Source organism: Mycobacterium sp. NPDC050441 (genome assembly GCF_040655355.1).
Classification (GTDB): domain Bacteria; phylum Actinomycetota; class Actinomycetes; order Mycobacteriales; family Mycobacteriaceae; genus Mycobacterium.
This window is the reverse complement of record NZ_JBFAJS010000003.1, coordinates 499,307-519,276: the sequence shown is the minus strand read 5'-3', so window position 1 is coordinate 519,276 and position 19,970 is coordinate 499,307. Positions and strand designations below refer to the sequence as shown.

Annotated in this window: 19 protein-coding genes; 5 read left to right on the top strand and 14 right to left on the bottom strand. The window is 66.2% G+C overall.

The genetic code is table 11. The annotated features are described in order from the left end of the window. Positions 1–10 precede the first annotated feature (10 nt). Positions 11–613, top strand: coding sequence for a TetR family transcriptional regulator (locus AB0I14_RS11585; RefSeq protein ID WP_358020512.1), 603 nt, complete (start codon positions 11–13; stop codon positions 611–613). Here AB0I14_RS11585 and AB0I14_RS11580 read toward each other — a convergent pair. The 3 genes from AB0I14_RS11580 to AB0I14_RS11570 all read right to left on the bottom strand — a co-directional run bounded on the left by AB0I14_RS11580 (position 593) and on the right by AB0I14_RS11570 (position 5,269). After that, entirely contained in the window at positions 593–2,047 is a 1,455-nt protein-coding gene (locus AB0I14_RS11580; protein WP_358020509.1) for a catalase, read from the bottom strand. The genes AB0I14_RS11585 and AB0I14_RS11580 overlap by 21 nt on opposite strands. Positions 2,048–2,160: 113 nt before the next feature. Next, on the bottom strand, positions 2,161–4,527 hold the full coding sequence (locus tag AB0I14_RS11575) for a glycoside hydrolase family 65 protein (RefSeq protein ID WP_358021261.1): 2,367 nt from the start codon (positions 4,525–4,527) through the stop codon (positions 2,161–2,163). 7 nt (positions 4,528–4,534) lie between these two features. After that, on the bottom strand, positions 4,535–5,269 hold the full coding sequence (locus tag AB0I14_RS11570) for a beta-phosphoglucomutase family hydrolase (RefSeq protein WP_358021258.1): 735 nt from the start codon (positions 5,267–5,269) through the stop codon (positions 4,535–4,537). A gap of 188 nt (positions 5,270–5,457) precedes the next feature. Here AB0I14_RS11570 and AB0I14_RS11565 point away from each other — a divergent pair, with 188 nt between their 5' ends. Then, positions 5,458–5,703, top strand: a complete 246-nt coding sequence (locus AB0I14_RS11565) for a hypothetical protein (protein WP_358020506.1) — start codon at positions 5,458–5,460, stop codon at positions 5,701–5,703. 90 nt (positions 5,704–5,793) lie between these two features. On the opposite strand, the gene AB0I14_RS11560 is transcribed toward AB0I14_RS11565, so the two are convergent. From AB0I14_RS11560 to AB0I14_RS11545, 4 genes are read right to left on the bottom strand one after another with little or no spacing between them, the layout of a single operon-like run. Beyond that, positions 5,794–6,027 (bottom strand): hypothetical protein, encoded by a 234-nt coding sequence (locus AB0I14_RS11560; protein ID WP_358020503.1) that lies wholly within the window; start codon positions 6,025–6,027, stop codon positions 5,794–5,796. Between the two features lies 1 nt (position 6,028). After that, entirely contained in the window at positions 6,029–7,288 is a 1,260-nt protein-coding gene (locus tag AB0I14_RS11555) for a colicin E3/pyocin S6 family cytotoxin (RefSeq protein ID WP_358020500.1), read from the bottom strand. Positions 7,289–7,338: 50 nt separating this feature from the next. Then, positions 7,339–7,626 (bottom strand): WXG100 family type VII secretion target, encoded by a 288-nt coding sequence (locus AB0I14_RS11550; RefSeq protein ID WP_358020497.1) that lies wholly within the window; start codon positions 7,624–7,626, stop codon positions 7,339–7,341. Next, positions 7,623–7,922 (bottom strand): WXG100 family type VII secretion target, encoded by a 300-nt coding sequence (locus AB0I14_RS11545; RefSeq protein ID WP_358021255.1) that lies wholly within the window; start codon positions 7,920–7,922, stop codon positions 7,623–7,625. The genes AB0I14_RS11550 and AB0I14_RS11545 overlap by 4 nt, the downstream gene beginning before the upstream one ends. Before the next feature lie 130 nt (positions 7,923–8,052). Here AB0I14_RS11545 and guaA point away from each other — a divergent pair, with 130 nt between their 5' ends. Beyond that, the gene (gene guaA / locus AB0I14_RS11540; protein WP_358020494.1) at positions 8,053–9,612 is read left to right on the top strand and encodes a glutamine-hydrolyzing GMP synthase; all 1,560 of its coding nucleotides are present in this window, start codon (positions 8,053–8,055) and stop codon (positions 9,610–9,612) included. A gap of 6 nt (positions 9,613–9,618) precedes the next feature. Here guaA and AB0I14_RS11535 read toward each other — a convergent pair whose 3' ends face one another. From AB0I14_RS11535 to AB0I14_RS11510, 6 genes are all read right to left on the bottom strand, one after another. Continuing rightward, positions 9,619–11,331 carry a zinc ribbon domain-containing protein gene (locus AB0I14_RS11535; protein WP_358020491.1) on the bottom strand — a complete coding sequence of 571 codons (1,713 nt, stop codon included), beginning with the start codon at positions 11,329–11,331 and terminating at the stop codon, positions 9,619–9,621. A gap of 519 nt (positions 11,332–11,850) precedes the next feature. Next, positions 11,851–12,570 carry a hypothetical protein gene (locus AB0I14_RS11530; protein WP_358020488.1) on the bottom strand — a complete coding sequence of 240 codons (720 nt, stop codon included), beginning with the start codon at positions 12,568–12,570 and terminating at the stop codon, positions 11,851–11,853. Then, positions 12,567–13,775 (bottom strand): zinc ribbon domain-containing protein, encoded by a 1,209-nt coding sequence (locus AB0I14_RS11525; RefSeq protein ID WP_358020485.1) that lies wholly within the window; start codon positions 13,773–13,775, stop codon positions 12,567–12,569. The genes AB0I14_RS11530 and AB0I14_RS11525 overlap by 4 nt, the downstream gene beginning before the upstream one ends. Next, complete coding sequence (locus AB0I14_RS11520) at positions 13,772–15,394, bottom strand: S53 family peptidase (RefSeq protein ID WP_358020482.1); 1,623 nt, start codon at positions 15,392–15,394, stop codon at positions 13,772–13,774. Before AB0I14_RS11520 ends, AB0I14_RS11525 begins: the two co-directional genes overlap by 4 nt. Before the next feature lie 31 nt (positions 15,395–15,425). Further along, positions 15,426–15,707, bottom strand: a complete 282-nt coding sequence (locus AB0I14_RS11515) for a hypothetical protein (protein WP_358020479.1) — start codon at positions 15,705–15,707, stop codon at positions 15,426–15,428. A 250-nt stretch (positions 15,708–15,957) separates the two neighbouring features. Further along, the gene (locus tag AB0I14_RS11510; protein WP_358020475.1) at positions 15,958–16,251 is read right to left on the bottom strand and encodes a hypothetical protein; all 294 of its coding nucleotides are present in this window, start codon (positions 16,249–16,251) and stop codon (positions 15,958–15,960) included. A 294-nt stretch (positions 16,252–16,545) separates the two neighbouring features. On the opposite strand from AB0I14_RS11510, the gene AB0I14_RS11505 reads away from it, so the two are divergent. Next, a complete protein-coding gene (locus AB0I14_RS11505; protein ID WP_358020472.1) occupies positions 16,546–17,253 on the top strand; it encodes a hypothetical protein in 708 nt (235 codons plus the stop codon). Positions 17,254–17,256: 3 nt separating this feature from the next. Then, entirely contained in the window at positions 17,257–18,843 is a 1,587-nt protein-coding gene (locus tag AB0I14_RS11500) for a DNA polymerase Y family protein (RefSeq protein WP_358020469.1), read from the top strand. 34 nt (positions 18,844–18,877) lie between these two features. Here AB0I14_RS11500 and AB0I14_RS11495 read toward each other — a convergent pair whose 3' ends face one another. Next, entirely contained in the window at positions 18,878–19,909 is a 1,032-nt protein-coding gene (locus AB0I14_RS11495; protein ID WP_358021252.1) for a nucleoside hydrolase, read from the bottom strand. Positions 19,910–19,970 lie beyond the last annotated feature (61 nt).

Genomic DNA, 19,970 nt, shown 5'->3' with positions numbered 1-19,970 from the left:
GTGTAACCACATGACTACACCGACGCCACCGGCCAAGGGTGCGGCCGGTCCGGTCGGCAAGGACGAGGTGGTCGCGGCTGCGCTGTCGGCCGCGGCGGATCTGTTCGCCGAACGTGGTCCGGCGGCCACGTCGATCCGCGACATCGCCGCGAGGTCCAAGGTCAACCACGGGCTGATCTACCGGCACTTCGGCACGAAGGAGCAGTTGGTCGGAGCGGTACTCGATCACCTCGGTGGCCGGCTCACCGCCTTGTTGGACGACGACGGCCCGGCCGATGAGATCGACCAGACCATGGACCAACACATGCGGTTGCTGGCCAGGGCGCTTCTCGACGGTTACCCGATCGGCCAACTGCAGACCCGGTTTCCAGGGGTCACGAGGCTGCTCGGCGAGGTGCTACCGCGCTTCGAAGACGAGCGCAGCGGACGGCTCGCAGTCGCCAACGCCGTTGCCCTGCAACTCGGTTGGCGGTTCTTTGAACCGTTCCTACGGTCGTCGGCCGGCCTGGATCCAATCAGCGATGGCGACGTGCGTGCCGCCGTGAACGCCGAGATCGCACAGATCCTCGACCCCGGCGCCGCCGCGGATCAGTCAGCCGCCGTTGCGGACTGACGATTCGACCTTCTCCCCGAGTTGCTTGTCGACGTTCTTCCAGTATTCGAAGGCCCGCTCCAGCACGTGCTCGGAGACTCCCTTCGACAGGTGGCCGGCGATATTGGAGACCAGCCGGGCACGTGCTGCATCGTCGAGCACGTCGCGCACCATCGTCCCGGCCTGTCCCCAGTCGTCATCCTCGGCGTGCAGCGTGTAGGCGGCGCGAACCATGTCGCCGTCGGCGTGCCACAGCGATTCGCCGGTGCGGGCCGGGTCGGCCTGCGGCCCACCATATGAGTTCGGGGCGTACACGGGATCTGAGACGTTCTTGATCCGCATGGCGCCGTCTTTGGAATAGCTGTGCACGTCGACCTTGGGCGCGTTGACCGGGATCTGTTTGTAATTGCTGCCGAGCCGGTGGCGGTGCGCGTCGGCGTAGGCGAAGTCGCGGGCCAACAGCATCTTGTCCGGGCTCAGGCCGGTTCCGGGGACCCGGTTGTTCGGTTCGAACGCGGCCTGCTCGATTTCGGCGTGGTAATCCTCGACATTGCGGTCCAGCCGTAGTGTGCCGACGTCGATCAGGGGATAGTCGCCGTGGGGCCACACCTTGGTCAGGTCGAACGGGTTGAACCGATAGTCCTTGGCCTCCTCGAACGGCATGATCTGGACCTTCAACGACCAGGTGGGGAACTCGCCGCGCTCGATCGAGTCGTACAGATCGCGCTGATGGGCATCGCCGTCGATCCCGGCCATCTCGTCACCCTCTTCCTGGGTGAGGAACTCGACGCCCTGATCGGTCTTGAAGTGGTACTTGACCCAGAAGATCTCCCCGGCGGCATTGATCCAGCTATAGGTATGGCTGGAGTAGCCGTTCATGTGGCGCCAGTCGCGGGGGATGCCGCGATCGCCCATCAGCCACGTCACCTGATGCGCGGATTCGGGGGACAGCGTCCAGAAATCCCACTGCATGTCGTGGTCACGCAGGTTGTTGGCCGCACGCCGCTTCTGGGACCGGATGAAGTGCTGGAACTTCAACGGGTCGCGCATGAAGAACACCGGGGTGTTGTTGCCGACCATGTCGAAATTGCCGTCGGTGGTGTAGAACTTGGTCGCGAACCCGCGGGGATCACGCCAGGTGTCGGGGCTGCCGCGCTCGCCGGCCACGGTCGAGAACCGGGTCAGCGTCTCGGTTTCGACGCCGGGCTGGAACAGCGCGGCCTTGGTGTAGGCACTGACGTCGCTGGTCACCTCGAAGTGACCGAATGCGCCGCCGCCCTTCGCGTGCGGCTGGCGCTCCGGGATGCGCTCCCGGTTGAACATCGCCATCTGCTCGATGAGGTAGTGGTCCTGCAGCAGGATCGGTCCGTCCGGACCGATCGTCAACGAATGTTCGTCGCTGTACACCGGAATTCCGGCGTCGGTGGTTGTCGGCTTGGGCTGGGTACCGGTCACCCCGTCGCTCCTTTCGCTGTTCAGCGGGAGCGCCGCGCGCGGCGACGCCACCGCTGTGACGTACGAAAGTCGAGTACCCACTGCGTCCGAATCCACACCCGGTCGGGTGGTCTTTACCCTTCTGCGTGGCCGACGTGTCTGCGGACCGGTTCTCGCCCGGGCGGCTGCGGCGGGGGCGGCAGTAGCGGACGCCGGGGCACCACTTTGACGGTGGTCGACCTGCGGGTGTTGAGCACGACGTCGTCTCCGGAATGGCGGACGGTCAGCGACCCGTCCGGCCCGTCACGCAAGGTGTAGGTGACATCGCGGTGGTTCGCGTCGACCGTCACCCGGAATCCCTTCCACCGCAACCGGAACCGCAAGCGCGAGATGCCGTCGGGTAGATGCGGGTTCAGCGACAGGACACTCTCGTCGTCGCGCAGTCCGCCGAAACCAGCCACCAACGCCGTCCATGCACCGGCAAGCGAGGCCATGTGCAGTCCGTCCCGGGTGTTCTGGTGCAGATCCCGCAGATCGATCAGCGCGGCCTCATACGCGTAGTCGTGGGCCAGCTCCATATGGCCCACTTCCGCACACATCACCGCCTGGGTGCACGCCGACAGTGACGAGTCCCGGGTGGTGCGCCGCTCGTAGTAGTCGACATTGCGCGCCTTCTGTTCCGGGGTGAACGCGTGGCTGTGCCACTGCATGGCCAGCACCAGATCGGCCTGCTTGAGAACCTGGGCCGGGTAGAGCCGGACATACGGCTCGTTCAGCAGCAGCGGATAGGTGGTGTTGGACGTGAAGTCCCACTCGGCGAGTGTGGTGAAGCCCTGGCACTGCGGGTGCACACCCAGCTCTTCGTCGTAGGGGATGTGGGCGGCGTCGGCGGCATCACGCCAGGCCGCGGTCTCCTCGGTGGTCACGCCCATCGAGTACGACGCCTCCGGATGGCGGGTGCAGGCACCGACGGCGACCCGCAGGTTGTGCGCGGCCATCAGATTGGTGAAGACGTTGTCGCGCACCACCGCGGTGTATTCGTCGGGTCCGGTCACGCCGTCCAGATGCCAGATCCCGTGACGGTCATGGTGTCCCAGCGACATCCACAGCCGGGCGGTGTCCACCAGGACTTCGAGGCCGCATTCCTTTTCCAGCGAACCATCGCCGGTGACAACGCGATAGCGCTCGAAGGCAGCCGCTATGTCGGCATTGATGTGCCATGCGGCGGTCCCGGCCGGCCAGTACGCCGAGCACTCCTCACCCCGGATCGTGCGCCACGGGAAACTGGCGCCTTTCAGATCGAGCTGCGCCGCGCGGTCGCGGGCGAGGTCCAGCGTGGAGGCCCGCCACCGCAGTGCGTCGGCGGCTGCTTGGGGCTTGGTGTAGGTCAGCACCGGCAGCACGAAACCCTCGGTGTCCCAGAAGGCATGACCGTCATAGCCCGTGCCGGTCAGCCCCTTGCCCGCGATGGCACGGCGCTCGGCGCGGGCGCTGGCCTGCAGCACGTGGAACAACCCGAATCGCACCGCTTGCTGGCAGTCCGGGTCACCCTCGACCTCGACGTCGGCGGAGTCCCAGAACTCGTCGAGGTAGGCGCGCTGGGAGTCCAGCAGCCCCTGCCACCCGCTGTAGCGGGCGCCGGTGATGGCGCCGGCGGCCTGATCGCGCAGGGCGGGGCGCGAACGCAGGCTCGACCATCCGTAGCCGAGGTATTTGACGATGCGTAGCTTCTGTCCGGCCCGCAGTCCGCAGATGACGGTGGTGCGGGCCAGATCGTCGCGGGAGTCGGTGCTGACCTCGACCCGCCCCGGCACCTCGACGTCATGGTCCATCGCGGCCGCCATCATCAGTCCACTGCCGACGGTGCGGTGCACCAGAAGTGCACCGCTGTCGGTGTTTTCGTGGTGTACGGCTTGCAGCGGGTGTTTGAGCACTGCCGATACCCGGGGATCGCCGGTTGTCTCGGGTTGGTCTTCGTTGGTGACGAGTTCGGATTGCACTGTCACCCGGACGAATTCGCCGATGGCCTCGACGGTGTACTCGATGGCGGCCACGCCGCGGTGTGCAAAGGACACCAGGCGGGTGGAGACCACCCGGACCTGTTTTCCCGCCGGGGAACGCCAGTGGGCGCGGCGCGTCAGGGTGCCGGCGCGCAGGTCCAGGGTGCGCTCGTGGTCGATCAGATCGCCGTAGCGCACGTCGAAGGGCTCGTCATCGACGAGCAGCCGCAGCAGCTTGCCGTTGGTGACGTCGACGACGGTCTGCCCGGCCTCGGGGTAGCCGAATCCGGCTTCGGCGTAGGGCAATGGGCGCACCTCGAAGAACCCGGCCAGGTACGTCCCGGGCAGGCCGTACGGCTCGCCCTCATCGAGGTTGCCGCGCAGGCCGATGTGACCGTTGGACAGCGCGAACAGCGATTCGGACTGAGCCAGCAGGTTGAGGTCCAGACGGGTTTCGCGCACCTGCCACGGTTCCACCGGGTACGCGTCGTGGGTGATCATCATGGCGCTACCTCAACTCGCCCAGATCGGTGACGACGATGTCGGCGCCGTCGTGACGCAACTGCTCGGCCTGACCCACCCGGTCCACGCCCACCACGAATCCGAACTTTCCCGCCCGGCCCGCTGCCACCCCGGCCAATGCGTCTTCGAAGACCGCGGCCTGCGCGGGGGAGACGCCGAGTAGCTCGGCGGCGCGCAGGAAGCTGTCCGGCGCGGGTTTGCCCGGCAGGTTCTCGTCGCGCATCGTCACGCCGTCCACCCGCTGCTCGATGAATCTGTCCAACCCGGTGATCTTCAGCACCTCCTCGGTGTTGGCGCTCGACGACACCACCGCCCGGCGCAGGCCCGCATCCGTCACGGCCTGTAGGTAGCGCCGCGACCCTTCGAACACCTCGACCCCGTCCTTCTTCAGGGTCCTGTGGAACATCGCGTTCTTGCGGTTGCCCAGGCCCTCGATGGTGTCGGCGTCGGCCGGGTCGTCGGGCGAGCCCTCGGGTAGTTCGATTCCGCGGCTGGCCAGAAACGACCGGACCCCGTCCTCGCGGCGCTTGCCGTCGACGTAGCGCAGGTAATCGTCGTCGACGTCGAACGCGACGAACGGCTCACCCGTATGTTCGGCCCGCGTGCGCAGATAGTCGTCGAACATGGCCTTCCAGGCCTTCTTGTGCACGCTCGCGGTATCGGTCAGCACGCCATCGAGATCGAACAGGCAAGCGGTGATCTGCTCGGGCAGGCCCAGCACAGCGTCCTCGCTTTCGCCGACGTCTTCTCCATCATGCGTAGTCGCCGGGCGAGGGGTGGGTAAAAACACGGCTTCGGCCGTGACTTTGGAGCTTCCCGATGCGGCTCGGCCTGCAAAGCGGGATCGTCGGGCATATTGAGACCTCCACACATCGGGGAGGGGAATCTGTGCCCAGTTGTTGTGAGCGGATGGCGTCAGCGCTGGGCGAGGACGACTACCCGCTGGAGTATCTGCCGAAGTTTCGGGAATGGGGTATCGCCATCCTCGATGGCGGCTCATCGGTCTCGGTCATCTCGTACTGCCCGTTCTGCGGGGTGAAGCTGCCGTCGTCGCTCCGTGACGAGTGGTTCGATCGGCTCGAGAATCTCGGGCTGGAAGTTGATGATCCACTCCCGATCGAGCTGCAGTCGGATGCCTGGTGGAACACCGTCTGAACGTGCAGAGATCGCGTGGGATCGCAGCCGGAATTCAGAACGTACACGTAAAACTCTACGTTGCTGAAACAACGCCACTGTGGATTCCTGTTATGAGAATCCAAGGAAATAGCTGAAGTCTGGATTAATTTCGATTGGACCGTCGCTGAATTTGATCAGAGCGTTGAGCGCTGCTGGGTCGTTGGCATCGAACGTAAATGGTTCGATCGGTTCATCATCATATATCTTCAGAATAGTGCGAACATCTGAGCCGTCGAGTCTCGGGAGAGGATGTTCGCATGCAAGTTCGTCGGTAATTTTGTTGTAGGCTTCCAGCTTCCACATGCTACGGGGTCACGCTTCTTCCTGGTTTAGCAGGTTTGGTCTGAACTCCAGTATTGGGGTCGAACTCTCCCTTGTGAACGCCTCTTTTGTCGTAAACTTCAACCGTGCCATGCTGGCTATCCCATTCATAAATGTTGTCTTTATCTTTCCAACGATATCGCATTCGGCCGCCGCTCATTCGAGTCTTGGGGGATGCGCGCTTTGCATTTGGAAAGGCTTTGAGATTGTCGGGTCTTCGATAATAATTCCCCGCTGGCCCGCTGACCATCTCTCCGCCGTCAGAGCTGTAGACAGAAGCGTTCGCTTGTAGCAGCGGTTGAAGATCGCGGGTAATTCCGTTGGCCGCGACGCCAGCTGCCGCAATGCCTCCCGCTGCCATTCCCGTTGCAACTCCCGCCGACACGTCGAGCGCCGCCAGGATGGGCACGATCGAAGCAGCGGCTCTCGAAGCGGCGGCACCGGAAGCTAAAGCGGCACCTCCTACGGTGCCTTCCGGTCCGAGAAGTGTTCCGACAATGGCGCCGGCAGCACCTGCGACTAGCGTCCACCCGATAGTGTCTGCAAGTATTTCTCGGATCTTCTGGTGGGCGTCATCAATATGTTTGGCCCAGTCGTAGCAGGCATTACCCAAGTTTTCGAACTGCGCGCAAAGCTTCTCGACGTTATTGGCGACCAGGTCCATCTGCGTCAGCGCTTTGTCGAATTCTGGTGATGAAAGATCTTCGATGTTTGCCCATGCGGGCCCCGCCGTGCTGCTTGCGTCGCGGAGTGCTTTCGCTGCCTCCGTCCAGGCGAAACCGAGCTTTTTTAACTTCGAGGGATCACCGTTTGGCCGTAGGTGGCCTTGTAGCCAGCGGGTGATCAGGCCCCAGCCCATCGGCGCGTCGGTGTCGCCACCGTACGACCCCTTGAATGTGCCAGCCGCGTAGGTGGGTGCTGCGAGAGGCGGGGGAAGTTTTGCGCCAGGGGAAGTGTTGGCCGCATTCTCCGCATTGGCGTGATTGACGCCCGTGAACGCCAGTAGATCGTGGAGTTTGGCGAGGGCGTTCACCGCGTCAGCGCCAGCCTTCACGGCGTCTAGTGCCGCCGGATCATAGCCGTTTGCCCAGGTGTGGCCAGCGTTGTCGGTGCCGGCGCACCCGGAATTCGCGTCAAGCGCGGACGTCAGGGCGGTGAGGGCAGTACCGGCGCGCGACCGTGCGTTGTCGTAGAGAGCGCCAGCATCCAACAAGATTTTCGAATCTGCTGTTATGGGCGCCATTTACGATTTCCACCTGGGCCGTTGTTATTTGTGCAGTATCTGTACATGTGTCATGGCCACATAGCGGTGTTCAGCGCCACGACATCGGCGTAGCAGCGGTGTGCAGCATCGACTTTCGTGCGTAACTGTGTAAGCGCCTCACGCATCTGGGCCGCTGCCGCGGTCCATTCATCGTGTTGGCTTTTGTGGGCATCGGCGGCGTCACCGGCCCACGTGCCATGTAATGTGGCGATTTGCTGATCGACTTCTGCAGCGATCTGCTCTGCCCGAATATCAAATCGGCTGAGACGGCTGATGAAATCCTGCAGCCTGTCCAAATCGACGGTGTATCGACTCACAGTGACTCCATGATTGCGGTGGACCCGGATATGGCTTGAGCGCTGTCTGCGTCTTCGGCTACATAAGCGGTTGCTGCTTGCCTGAGAAGATCGCAGGATTCTTCGAGCACCCGCGCTACGTGCTGTGCCCCCTCGTGCCACTCCTGCCATAGCGGTGAGTATGACGACGCTGCGTCCCCAGACCACGTCGACGACAGTGAGTCCCACTCGCGTCCGATGCCATCTAGTTCGGCTGACAGCTGTACGGCCTGTTCGGCGATGAACTTGGCAGACGAGACCATCGTGTCCCAGTCCACGCGCAATTCGTTTGGCACGTGCCTCCCCCCGGAAGATTGTCAACCGAAGTGTAGGGCCGACAGCTACACGTCACTTGCCAAGAATTCCGGCACCTCAGGCACGCGCTGACCTGCCCACTAGACTGTTGCGGTGACATCTGCATCTCCCCGTCCTGTCCTCGTCGTCGACTTCGGCGCTCAGTACGCACAGCTGATCGCTCGCCGGGTCCGTGAGGCGCGGGTGTTCTCCGAGGTCATCCCGCACACCACCACGGTCGAGGAGATCAAGGCCAAGGATCCGCAGGCCATCGTGCTCTCGGGCGGCCCGGCCAGTGTCTATGCCGAGAACGCCCCACGACTGGACCCCGCGTTGTTCGATCTCGACGTCCCGGTGTTCGGCATCTGCTACGGCTTCCAGGCCATGGCCCAGGCGCTCGGCGGCACCGTCGAACACACCGGGACCAGCGAATACGGGCGTACCGAGCTGAACGTCGCCGGTGGTGATCTGCATGCCGACCTGCCAGGCACCCAGCCGGTGTGGATGAGCCACGGCGACGCGGTGACGGCTGCGCCGGACGGGTTCGACGTGATTGCGTCCAGCGCCGGCGCGCCGGTCGCAGGCTTCGAGAACCGGGCCCGCCGGCTGGCCGGTGTGCAATACCACCCCGAGGTGCTGCATTCCCCGCACGGCCAGCTGGTCTTGAGCCGGTTCCTGCACGAGTTCGCCGGCATCGGTGCGACGTGGACCGCTGCGAACATCGCCGATCAGCTGATCGAGGCGGTGCGGGCCCAGATCGGCGACGGCAGGGCCATCTGCGCACTGTCCGGCGGAGTTGACTCGGCGGTGGCGGCCGCGCTGGTGCAGCGCGCCATCGGGGACCGGCTCACGTGCGTGTTCGTCGATCATGGCCTGCTGCGGGCGGGGGAGCGGGCACAGGTCGAGCGCGACTTCGTGGCCGCCACCGGCGCCAAGCTGGTCACCCTCGACGTCGCCGACCGGTTCCTCGAGGCACTGTCTGGGGTGACCAATCCCGAGGGCAAGCGCAAGATCATCGGCCGCGAGTTCATCCGGGCGTTCGAGGCGGTGGTTCGCGACACCCTGGGCGCGAGCGAGGGCGAGATCGAATACCTGGTGCAGGGCACGCTGTACCCGGATGTCGTCGAATCCGGCGGCGGCACCGGCACCGCCAACATCAAGAGCCACCACAATGTCGGCGGCCTGCCCGACGATCTGAAGTTCAAGCTCGTCGAACCGCTGCGGCTGCTGTTCAAGGACGAGGTGCGGGCGGTGGGCCGGGAGCTGGGCCTGCCGGAGGAAATCGTCGGGCGCCAACCGTTCCCGGGGCCGGGGCTGGGGATTCGCATCGTTGGCGAGGTGACGGCCGACCGGCTGGACACGCTGCGTCGCGCCGATGCCATCGCCCGGGAGGAACTCACCACTGCCGGTCTGGATCAGCAGATCTGGCAGTGCCCGGTGGTGCTGCTGGCTGATGTGCGCTCGGTCGGTGTCCAGGGTGACGGGCGCACGTACGGTCACCCGATCGTGTTGCGTCCGGTGTCCAGTGAGGACGCCATGACCGCGGACTGGACCCGGGTGCCTTACGAAGTGCTGGAACGGATTTCGACCCGCATAACCAATGAGGTGCCCGAGGTCAACCGGGTGGTGCTGGATGTCACCAGCAAGCCGCCGGGCACCATCGAGTGGGAATGACGGGGCTCAGCGCGCCGGGTCTCCGCGCCAACGAAAACTGTTGACGTACTTGCCCATATCCAGCGCGAGATCGAGGTTGGCGCCCGAGGGTTTGCCGGAGCCGAAACCAGGGCCGTAGGCGTGGTACGGGCCCGTCGCAATGGCGATCAGTGACAGGTCGTTCTTGACGGCAGCCAGGATGACGACCCGCATCCGCATGTAGTCACCGGTGGCATTCTGCGGCCAGCTGTCGACCACCATGCCGTAGCCGGGTTGGTAACCCACCATGGCGTTCGGAATCTCGTAGTCCACCTCGGTGTCGGGGTAGGTGTCCTCGACCAGGGCCGTGGCGATCTCTTTCGGCGTTCGCCCCTGTGCGGGTCTGCCGATCAGTTGCATGGTCCCACCGTCTCCGGCGATAAAGTCCGCCGTCACACCGTCGTCGGCGGTGGTGATCCGGTACGCCGCGCCGGACGCGGGGTAGGACACCGAGAACCCGCCGTCTGCGGCGGTGAAGCGGGGATTCGTCGCCACCGGATCGGTGGTCGGCGGACGGCCGCAATCCGGTGGACATCGGTAGCGTGCGGGTGGGCTGCTGACCCCGGCCGACACCACGACAAGCGCGGCCGTCGACAGCGCGACGCCCGTACCCCACGCCACCAGCAATGGGCGACCCAGGTGATGTGCCGTCCGTTGCAATGCCTGGATCGCCGCGCCGCAATCCGGACAGAACGCCATATCGGGAACGGTGTGATCGCACTGCCGGCACCGCAGCGATTCACCCATGTGGACGGTGCCGTGTGCCTCGTACAGCAACGCGAGCTGCAGACCGACTCGCAACGCCAGCACGGCCAATGCCGTCACGATCAAATGCACTGCCAGCACGGCGATCTCGGGCGCCGGCGCGACGTCGATCAGGCCGAGGACCGTGTACAACGCAGGGATGGCCGCGCCCGTCAGCACCAAGGCTGCGCGCACATGTGTGGGGCGCCAAGCGCTGTCTTCCGCTGGCGTGAACCACAGGACCACACCGACGAGAGCGCCGGCGGCCGCGGCGGTCAACGGCACCGCCACCGCCTGGATGCCGGCCTGGACCAGCAGGCCGCCCAAGGGGCGATCGTGGTCCACCAGTCCGTCGTCGAACTGCGGAGCCAACCGGCTCAATGTGGTTGCCGCGCTGAAGGTGAGCGCCCCGAGAGCGCCGATCACAAAGCCCTCCAACGATTCTCGGGTGCGCGGCCCGAGCAGGCGGATCACCACCGCCGGGGTGAGCATCAACAACAGGGCACCGAGCGGGACGGCGACACCGTCGCGCATGACCCGGAACTCCGGCACGTCGACACCCATCGGCATGTCGTACTCGCGCGCCACCGCGGTTCCGGTCAGCAGCGTCCAGGCGGCACCCAAGGCGGCGCCCAGGGCGGCGGTCAACAGCAGCGTTCGTGGTGGAAGGTTTTGAAAGACAGCGGATTCACGGAGATATGTGACGAACAGCAGCGGTAGACCGAACGCGGCGAGCGCGATCATCGCGGCGGGTACCCGCAGCAACGTGCAGGCGAGGACCGCGACCGCCAGCGCTGCTATCCCGAGTCGGTACGGCGCGCGCGAATGGTGCGGTAGCGCTGGGAACAGCGAGCTGACCACCGACGGCCGTAGCAGGTGCTCGCGCCCGGCGCAGTACGCCCGTGAGCGTAACCACCCGGCCCCATGGCGCGGCGGGTCCAGGTAGGCGCCGCACACTGCGCAGAATGTGCCCGCCGGTACTTCGGTTCGGCATACCCGGCATACCCGGCCTTCGAAGGTGAGCGCTGGGTTGTCAGAGCCGGTTCCGGCGCTATTGCCTATGAGGGCTGCCGATGCCGTGACGCCCGGTGGGGGGCGCCGGCGTTTCTACGTGGGTGGGCGTGAAACTGTTGGCGCCACCGGGGGAGACCTGCTTCTCGGTGGGCGCCGCAGGCGGCGGGGACGCCGGCGTCGTGGTTGTCGTCGTGGTAGTGGTCGGCGTGGTGGTCTCCGGTGCCTTTTCGCCGGTACCGCAAGCGCTCAGCCCGATCATCCCGATGATCGCTGCGGAGGCTGCCGCGGCTGCGAGGCGACGAGTTGATCGACGTGCCCTCATGATTAGTCCTCACTGTCCCCCGCGGACGATACAGATACAGCCCTCAAACAGGTCTGCTAGCAAACTCTAACCCAGTGCGCTGCGGCGCGGGCGTCAATTGTGTGTTTCCGATCGGGGTGCCACGCGTAGGCCGAAAGCGGTCAGCGGTCGGGATCTCCGCGCCAGCGGAAACTGTTGACGTATTTCCCCATGTCCAGCGCCAGCTGCAGGTTGGCGCCCGAGGGTTTACTGGCCCCCGAGCCGGGGCCGAATTCTCGGTACGGTCCGACGGCCGATGCGATGAGCGCGAGGTCGTTCTTCACCGCGACCAACACCAGCACCCGCATCCGCATGTAGTTACTTGTGGCGCCCTGTGGCCAGCAGTCGGCGACCAGCCCGAACCCGGGGTGGTAACCGACCATGGCGTTGGGGATGTTGTAGGCGGTCTTGGTGTCCGGAAATGTTTTCCCGACCAGAGAATTGGCGATGTCCTCGGCGCTACGTCCGCTCGCCGGCTCGCTGAACAATTGCAGCATGCCACCGTCACCTGCCTGGAACTCCGCGGTGACACCGGTGGGATTGGTGGTGACCTTGTATGCCGAGGAGGCCACCGGATAGGAAACCGAGAAGCTTCCGTCGGGGGCGGTGAATACCGGATTGATGGCCACCGCCTGCCCGGTCGGGGGCCGCCCGCAGTCCGGTGGGCACATGTAGCGGGCCGGCGGCTCGCTCGTCGCATGTGAGACCCAGGCCAGCACGCCCGCAACCAGGGCGATTCCGATGCCCAGGATCGTCAGCACTTTCAGCGCCGAGGTCCCGCGGACGGCCCGGGTCCTGCCCGTGGAAATCGGTACCGCATATCCGGGAAAGAACGTGCTCACCCGGCATCGGATCCCGAGTCACGCAACGGCCGGTGCTCGCGTCGCACTTCTCTGGACGTGCGCGACGATGCGTGGGTGGCCGCACCGCAGTGCGGGCAGAACGACATATCGGGCACGATGTGGCCGCATCGGGCGCAGAAGATGGGCTGATCGGAGGCGATCTCGTCCTGCGCCTCGTGCAGCAGCGCCAGATGCAGACCGACACGCAGCGCCAACAACGCCATCGCAGAAACCGCGAGGTGCACCGCCAACTGGATCCACTGGGGAACACGCGCCACATCGATCAGACCCAGCGCGCAGTAGACGATCAGCACCGCGAACGCGCAGGAGAACATCACGAGCCGGACATAACCGAGGTGTTTGTCGACCTTGGTGGCGGGGCGGGTGAACCACAGTGCCGCGCCGATCAGGCCGCCGATGGCCGCGGCGGTCAAAGGCATGGCCACACCGCGGATTCCGGCCTCGACGACGAGGCCCGAGATCGGGCGGTTTCGCGCCACCATGCCGGTGGTGAGCTGTGGTGCCAGCCGGGTCAGGGTGGTCGCCGCGGTGAAAGCCGTGGCGCCGAGGGCGCCGATCATGAAGCCGTCCAACGATTCCCGGCTCGACCGGTGGGTCAGCCGGACCACAACGGCAGGCGCCAGCATCAGGACGGCACCGCCCAGCGGAATCCCCAACCCGTTGCGCATGATCCGGAACCCGGTCACCCCGCTACCGAGTGGGACGCCGTAGGACTTGGCCATGGCGTGGCCGGTGAGAAGCACCCATCCCACCCCCAGTGCAATTCCGAGCACCACGGTCAGCACCAGGTTGGCTCGGTGCAGGTCGCGGAAGGCGTCGGACTCATAGAGGTAGATGAGAAACAGCAATGGGAGGCCGAGTGCGGCAACCGCGATCAGGGCCGCGGGCAACCTCAGCAGTGCACAGGCCACCAACCCGGCCAACAGGACCAGCATCGCGATGCGGAACGGGGTGCGGGACTGGTGCGACAGATGGGGGAACAGTGAGCTGGCGATCGACGGCCACAGCAGGCGTTCATCGGGGGCCACGCAGGATGCACTGAGACGCAACCACTCCGGTCCGTCACCTCGCTCCTTGTCGATCGGTACCCCGCACAGCCCGCAGTATTTACCGTCGGGCACATCGACCTTGCAGACGCGGCACTCGGTGGTGGGCACGTCAGTGTCGTCGGGTGTTTCGGTCATCGGCGTGCCTTCTGCAGGACAAGAATGTTCTTGGCGAGGTTCTCCACGTCGGGTGAGCCCAGTCCGGTCACCACGTCGTAGCCGGGTGAAGCGGTGGCCACCGCGTTGCCGCCGAGGTCGACGTCACGGAAAGCCGGCAGCGGGGCGCCCGAGGCGATCCTGTACAGCATCGGGTTGAGGTCGCCGAGCGCCCGGCCGCCGTTGGCGATCAGATACTGATTCATCACTGCAGCCATCCCGGCCCACAACGGTGCGGACTGCGATGTGCCGCCACCGACCAGAACCTGGTTGTTCAGAACGATTTTCACGCCGGTGAAGGGGTCGGCCACTGCGGCCACATCCGGGGTCAGCCGCCGCCCGGCACTGCCATCGCCGGGTGCAGACACGTCGCGCTGCCACTCGGGGCGGTCGAAGATCGCCGAGACGCCACCGCCGGTTCCCTGCGAGAGCGGGACGTCGAACCAGGCCTGCTCGGCCAGCCAGCCGCCACGAGCGTCGGTGGACAGCGTCGTGCCGCCGACATCGGTCATCTCCGGCAGGGAGGCCACCGAGTCCAGGCCGATGTCGTCCTCGCCGGGCGCAGACGACCAGTCTTGTCCGCCTTTGCATTCCAGACCCGCCAGGTCGCCGCTGGCATCGAATGCGGTGGTGCCGTGGGTGTGTGCGGCGGCCAGGGCCGAGCGGACAGGGGCGAGATCGGCGGCGGTGATCAGCTTGTCGCAACCCCAGCCGATCGAGAAGCTCCACACCGCACCGGGAAACTGCTGGTCCGCGGACTCGAGCATCTTCCCGATCTTCTCGTAGGCGCCGTCACCCTGAACTGTCGGCCGGGCATTGACCACGACCTTCTGCGCATCCGGGGCGATGGCATGGGCGACCTGCAGATCCATGGTGGTCTCGCCGTGCGGGGCACTCGGTTGCCCGCCGACCACGATCGGCGTGAAGGTCGGCAGACCGAAGGTGGTGGCGAAGGTGTCCAGATCAGCCTGATCGAAGCCGTCGAACGCGAAGAACACGATGGTGGTGCCCTTGCCGGTGAACCCCTGTTCTGCGAGGTTGGTGAGGTTGTAGGTGTTGCGCACCCCCTGCGGAGTCAACCCCTGGTCCGGAACATCGGCTGGCAGGTTATGCAGGTCCGGCAGCGACATCCGGTACGGCGTATAGCCCAGGATGCGGCCGACTTCGGTGACCTCCCCGGACAGCCGTCGGGGTATCGACGGCTGCTGTGGTGAGGCGTAGAACTCTTGACCGCGCCGGCCCCGGTAGTCATGGATGTCCACTCCGAAAGCGGTTGCCAGGTCAGCGGATTGACCTTCGGCGATCGCCCAGGTGTCGCCCGGCCGCCACCGGATGGACAGTGAATGCTCCTGGGCCCACCCGAACAGTGCAGCCGGTCGGTCGGCGCTGTGCAGCGTCATGGTGAGCTGTGCCGAGCGGTTCTCGGCGGGGCCGAGATCGGTTGAGGCAGAAAGCAGTTGGGCGTACGGACCCGCAATGTGAGTGGGTCCGTACGCGGTGCCGCCCGGGGCGGGCGTGGCCCGCAGGTCGGAGACCAGCAGGGCGCTGAACAGGATCAGCGCCAGTAACGCCCGTCCGGGGGCGATGTTCATCCCGGCCATGGGCGAACGACCGACTTTCCGCGCTCCGCGTCTAGTTGTCGCCGGGGATGGCGGTCGGTGCCGCCGGTGCCTTCACGCCGGGCGTGAAGAGATTGCCGCCGGTGGGGTTGATCGACTTCTCGGTCGGCTCGACCGATGGCGGCGGGGCAGGAGTGGCCGGCGGAGCGGTGGTCGTGGTGGTGGTGGTCGGTGTGGTGGTCTCGGGACCCTTCTGCTCCTCGGTACCGCACGCCGCGGTGAACGAAATCATCCCGATGACTGCCGCACCGCCTGCGATGACGGTGAGCCGACGAGTCAACTGCCCTGACTTCATGATGCTGTCCTCACTGTCCCCCGTGCTGTTACAGAACCTGGCCTTCGGCGAATCGCGGTGGATTCCCACTACCTGCAACGCAAAGTCGTGGCCAGTCCCATCCCGAAGCGGGTTCTGGTGAACGAACTCTAACTGAAGGTCCGTGCAGTCGCAGAGCCATTTGCTGCAGGCACTGCTTATCGGGGTGTGACAGGACGGCGTTGCCTGCCGGGCATGTTGCACCAAGCCCGGCAGTCGCCGAAACAGCGGTCTACCCGGTGTTCGACCTGTTGCCGGGGATGGCGGTCGGTGCCGCCGGTGCCTTCACGCCGGGCGTGAAGAGGTTGCCGCCGGTGGGGTTGATCGACTTCTCGGTCGGCTCGACCGATGGCGGCGGGGCAGGAGTGGCCGGAGCGGTAGTGGTCGTGGTCGTTGTGGTCGGTGTGGTGGTCTCGGGACCCTTCTGCTCCTCGGTACCGCACGCCGCGGTGAACGAGATCATCCCGATGACTGCCGCACCGCCTGCGATGGCGGTGAGCCGACGAGTCAACTGCCCTGACTTCATGATGCTGTCCTCACTGTCCCCCGTGCTGTTACAGAACCTGGCCTTCGGCGAATCGCGGTGGATTCCCGCTACCTGCAACGCAAATGGCGGTCCAGTCCCATCCCGAAGCGGGTGCTGGTGGGGCGAACTCTAGCTCAGAGTCGGCGCGGCCGCAGAACCGTTCCTGCCCACCCCGCCTTCCCTGGGCGGTCGCCGTTGGCCGCGGCTTGACGCTGTCGGGGGGTAGGTGTTTACTCGAGACATCGAACATATATTCGAAAATGATGGGTTGCTGATGGTGCGGGAGGTGTTGTTGTGACTGTTGCGGCCGAGCTTGATTTACGCCCGCTTACCCGCTCTGAACAGGTGGAACACCTCCGCAGAAAGATTGCCTCGGTGTCGGGGAAGGTCGGCCCGGCGCATCGCGGCGTGCCCCGGTCCGAAGCGGTGTTACCAGCTCCAGAATCTTTGCTGGCGCCACCTGAAACCCTGGTTGAGGCGTTGCCTGAGGGCTTACCGACGATGCTGCCACGGGGGTCCGTCGCAGTGGCCTCGGGTGCCCGGTCGCTGTCGCTGGGCATGGTGGCGGCGGTGACGGCCGGGGGCGGGCATGCGGTGATCATCGGCCAACCCGATGTCGGCCTGCTGGCCGCGGTGGAGATGGGCGCCGATCTGAGCCGGCTCGCGGTGATCCCCGATCCGGGTGCCGACCCTGTCGAGGTGGCCTCGGTGCTGATGGACGGGATGGATCTGGTGGTGCTCGGGCTGGGCGGGCGTTCGGTGCCGCCGAGTCGGGCCAGGGTGATGGTGGCGAGGGCCCGGCAGAAAGGCTGCACCCTGCTGGTCACTGACGGTGACTGGCAGGGAGCATCGGCTCGGCTGGAGGCCCGGGTATGCGGTTATGAGGTGGCCGGTGCCCGCGGGGACACCCCGACGCCCGGGCGTGGCCGGATCAGCCGGGTCCGGCTGGCCATGCGTGCCCGGGGACGGGGCGTCGGATCGGCTTGTGCGGCAGGAGGGTAGCTCGTGCCCGCGGATTCCAGGGTGCTGGCCCTCTGGTGTATGGACTGGCCGGCAGTGGCCGCGGCGACGGCGGCAGGTCTGACCTCGACGGTGCCGGTCGCGGTCACCCTGGCCAACCGGGTGATCGCCTGCTCGGCGTCGGCACGCGCGGCCGGGGTTCGGCGCGGACTGCGCCGGCGCGAGGCGCAGGCCCGGTGCCCGCAACTGCATGTCGTCACCGCCGACCCGGCCAGGGACGCCCGCCATTTCGAGAACGTGACGCTTGCCGTCGACGATCTGGTGCCGCGCGCCGAGGTGCTGCGTCCAGGGCTGCTGGTGCTCTCGGTGCGCGGCGCGGCGCGGTACTTCGGGTCCGAACAGGTTGCGGCCGAACGATTGATCGACGCCGTCGCCGCGGCGGGGGCCGAATGCCAGGTCGGTATCGCCGATCAGCTCTCCACCGCGGTCTTCGCTGCCCGGGCGGGGTGCATCGTCGAACCCGGGAACGACGCGCGGTTTCTGTCCGGGCTGTCGATCCGGCAGCTGTCCACGGAACCGTCCCTGGCCGCCCCGGGCCGCGAGGACCTGGCAGACCTGTTGTGGCGGATGGGTATCCGAACCCTCGGGCAGTTCGCCGAGTTGTCCCGCACCGATGTCGCCTCCCGGTTCGGGGCCGACGCGGTGATGGCGCACCGGTTCGCCTGCGGGGAGCCGGACCGGGGTCCTTCCGGACGGGATCCGGCCACCGAACTCGATGCGGTGATGAACTGTGACCCGCCGATCGAGAGGGTGGACGCCGCAGCTTTCGCGGGACGGTCCCTGGCCAGCGATCTGCATCGTCATCTGGAGGCGGCCGGGGTGGGCTGTACCCGGTTGGCCATTCACGCCGTCACTGCCAACGGTGAAGAGCTGGAACGGGTCTGGCGGTGTGCCGAACCACTGACCGAGGATGCCACCGCAGACCGGGTGCGTTGGCAGCTGGACGGCTGGCTGAACCGCCGCACCTCCGAGCGGCCCACCGGCCCGGTCACGGTGCTGCGCCTGCGTCCGGTGGAGGTGGTGTCGGCGGCGGCGCTGCAATTGCCGTTGTGGGGCGGGCTGGGGGAGGAGGATCGGCTGCGGGCCCGGCGTGCGTTGCTGCGGGTTCAGGGGCTGCTCGGCCCGGAAGCGGTACAGGTTCCGGTGCTCAGCGGCGGGCGCGGTCCTGCCGAACGCATCACTCTCACGCCGTTGGGCGACGAACCGGTACCGCGAGCCGATCCGCGGCAGCCCTGGCCCGGCCAGTTACCCGAGCCCTCACCGACCGTACTGCTCGATGACCCGGTGGAATTGCTTGACGTACAAGGAAATCTGGTCCGGGTCACCGGTCGCGGGTTGTTCTCGGCCGATCCGGCGCAGCTGGCCGGTGCCGGCCGTCGTGACGGCAGGCTGCGCTGGTGGGCGGGGCCGTGGCCGGTCGACGAGCGGTGGTGGGATCCGGAGAACCGAGGTGCCGGACGCACAGCACGGGTCCAGGTGCTGCTGGGTTCCGGAGAAAGGGACGAAGACGATCTCGCTCTGCTGCTGTGTTACCGGCAGCGCCGGTGGTATCTGGAGGGCGCCTATGAATGAGGACTGACTCAGAGCTTTGTCAGCCCAGACGGAATCAGCCCAGGTGCTGCGCGAAGGCCCCGACCCGGCTGATGAACCGGTCGAAGAACACCGTCGGGTCGACCTCCGTGCCGATGAGCGCATTGGGTTGACGGCCCCAGTGTCCGCGCCAGTCGGCCACCGTCATGCCACGGGTCAAGGTGCCGCTCAGCTCGACATCGACCGTGGTTTCCCGGTAGCTCACCAACTCCGGGTCCAGGGCGACCGCGGCGGCCAGGGGATCGTGCAGGTGCGCAAGGTACCCATCGCCGGTGTCGAAGTGGAACTCGAAGTAGAACCGCATGGCGTCCTCGAGCACGCGGATCAACGGGTTGCCGGCCGTCGACCGGGTGCCCCGCTCGTCGAGCACGCTCATCGGCGCCGACGGTGAGCCGGCCGCGGCCGCCAGTCGGTTCAGCAGCGCAGGTGTCAACGCGATGTTCTCGGTGAGGTTGAGCCCCAGCACGATTGGCACATGGGTGGCATCGTCGAGACCCCAGGCGGCGTTCCAGCCGCTGAATACCTCGGCGGCGGACTCGGGGTCGACGCTGATGTTCCACTCAGACACCGGTGTCGTGTTGCCCCGGTAGTCGAACGCCCCGCCCATGATCACCAGCCGGCGAAGCAGCTTGGGCAGGGTGGGTTCGGTGCGCATGGCCAGCGCCAGGTTGGTCAGCGGTCCGGTGGCCAGCCCGATCAACTCACCAGGGTGCGCGCGTGCGGCGCGGACCCAGGCCTCGGCGGCGTCGTGCGCGGTGAGCAGCCGGTCGCTGTCCGGTAACTGCGCGTATCCAAGGCCCTGTGGCCCGTGGGTGTCCTCGGCGGTGCGCAGCGGTGCACTCAGCGGCTGCTCGGCCCCCCTGGAGACCGGGATCCCGGTCACCCCGCACAGCTCCAGCAGGCCCAGGTTGTTGGTGCAGACCTGTTGCACCGGAACGTTTCCCGCGGTCGATGCGATACCGACCAACTCGGCTTCGGGGCTGGCCAGCAGATACGCCAGCGCCATCGCGTCATCGACACCGGTATCGACGTCGGCGAACACGGGCATCATCGATTCGCCGCTCAGCGGCGGTGGCGTCACACCGTCAACGATAAGCCAACGGCACGGT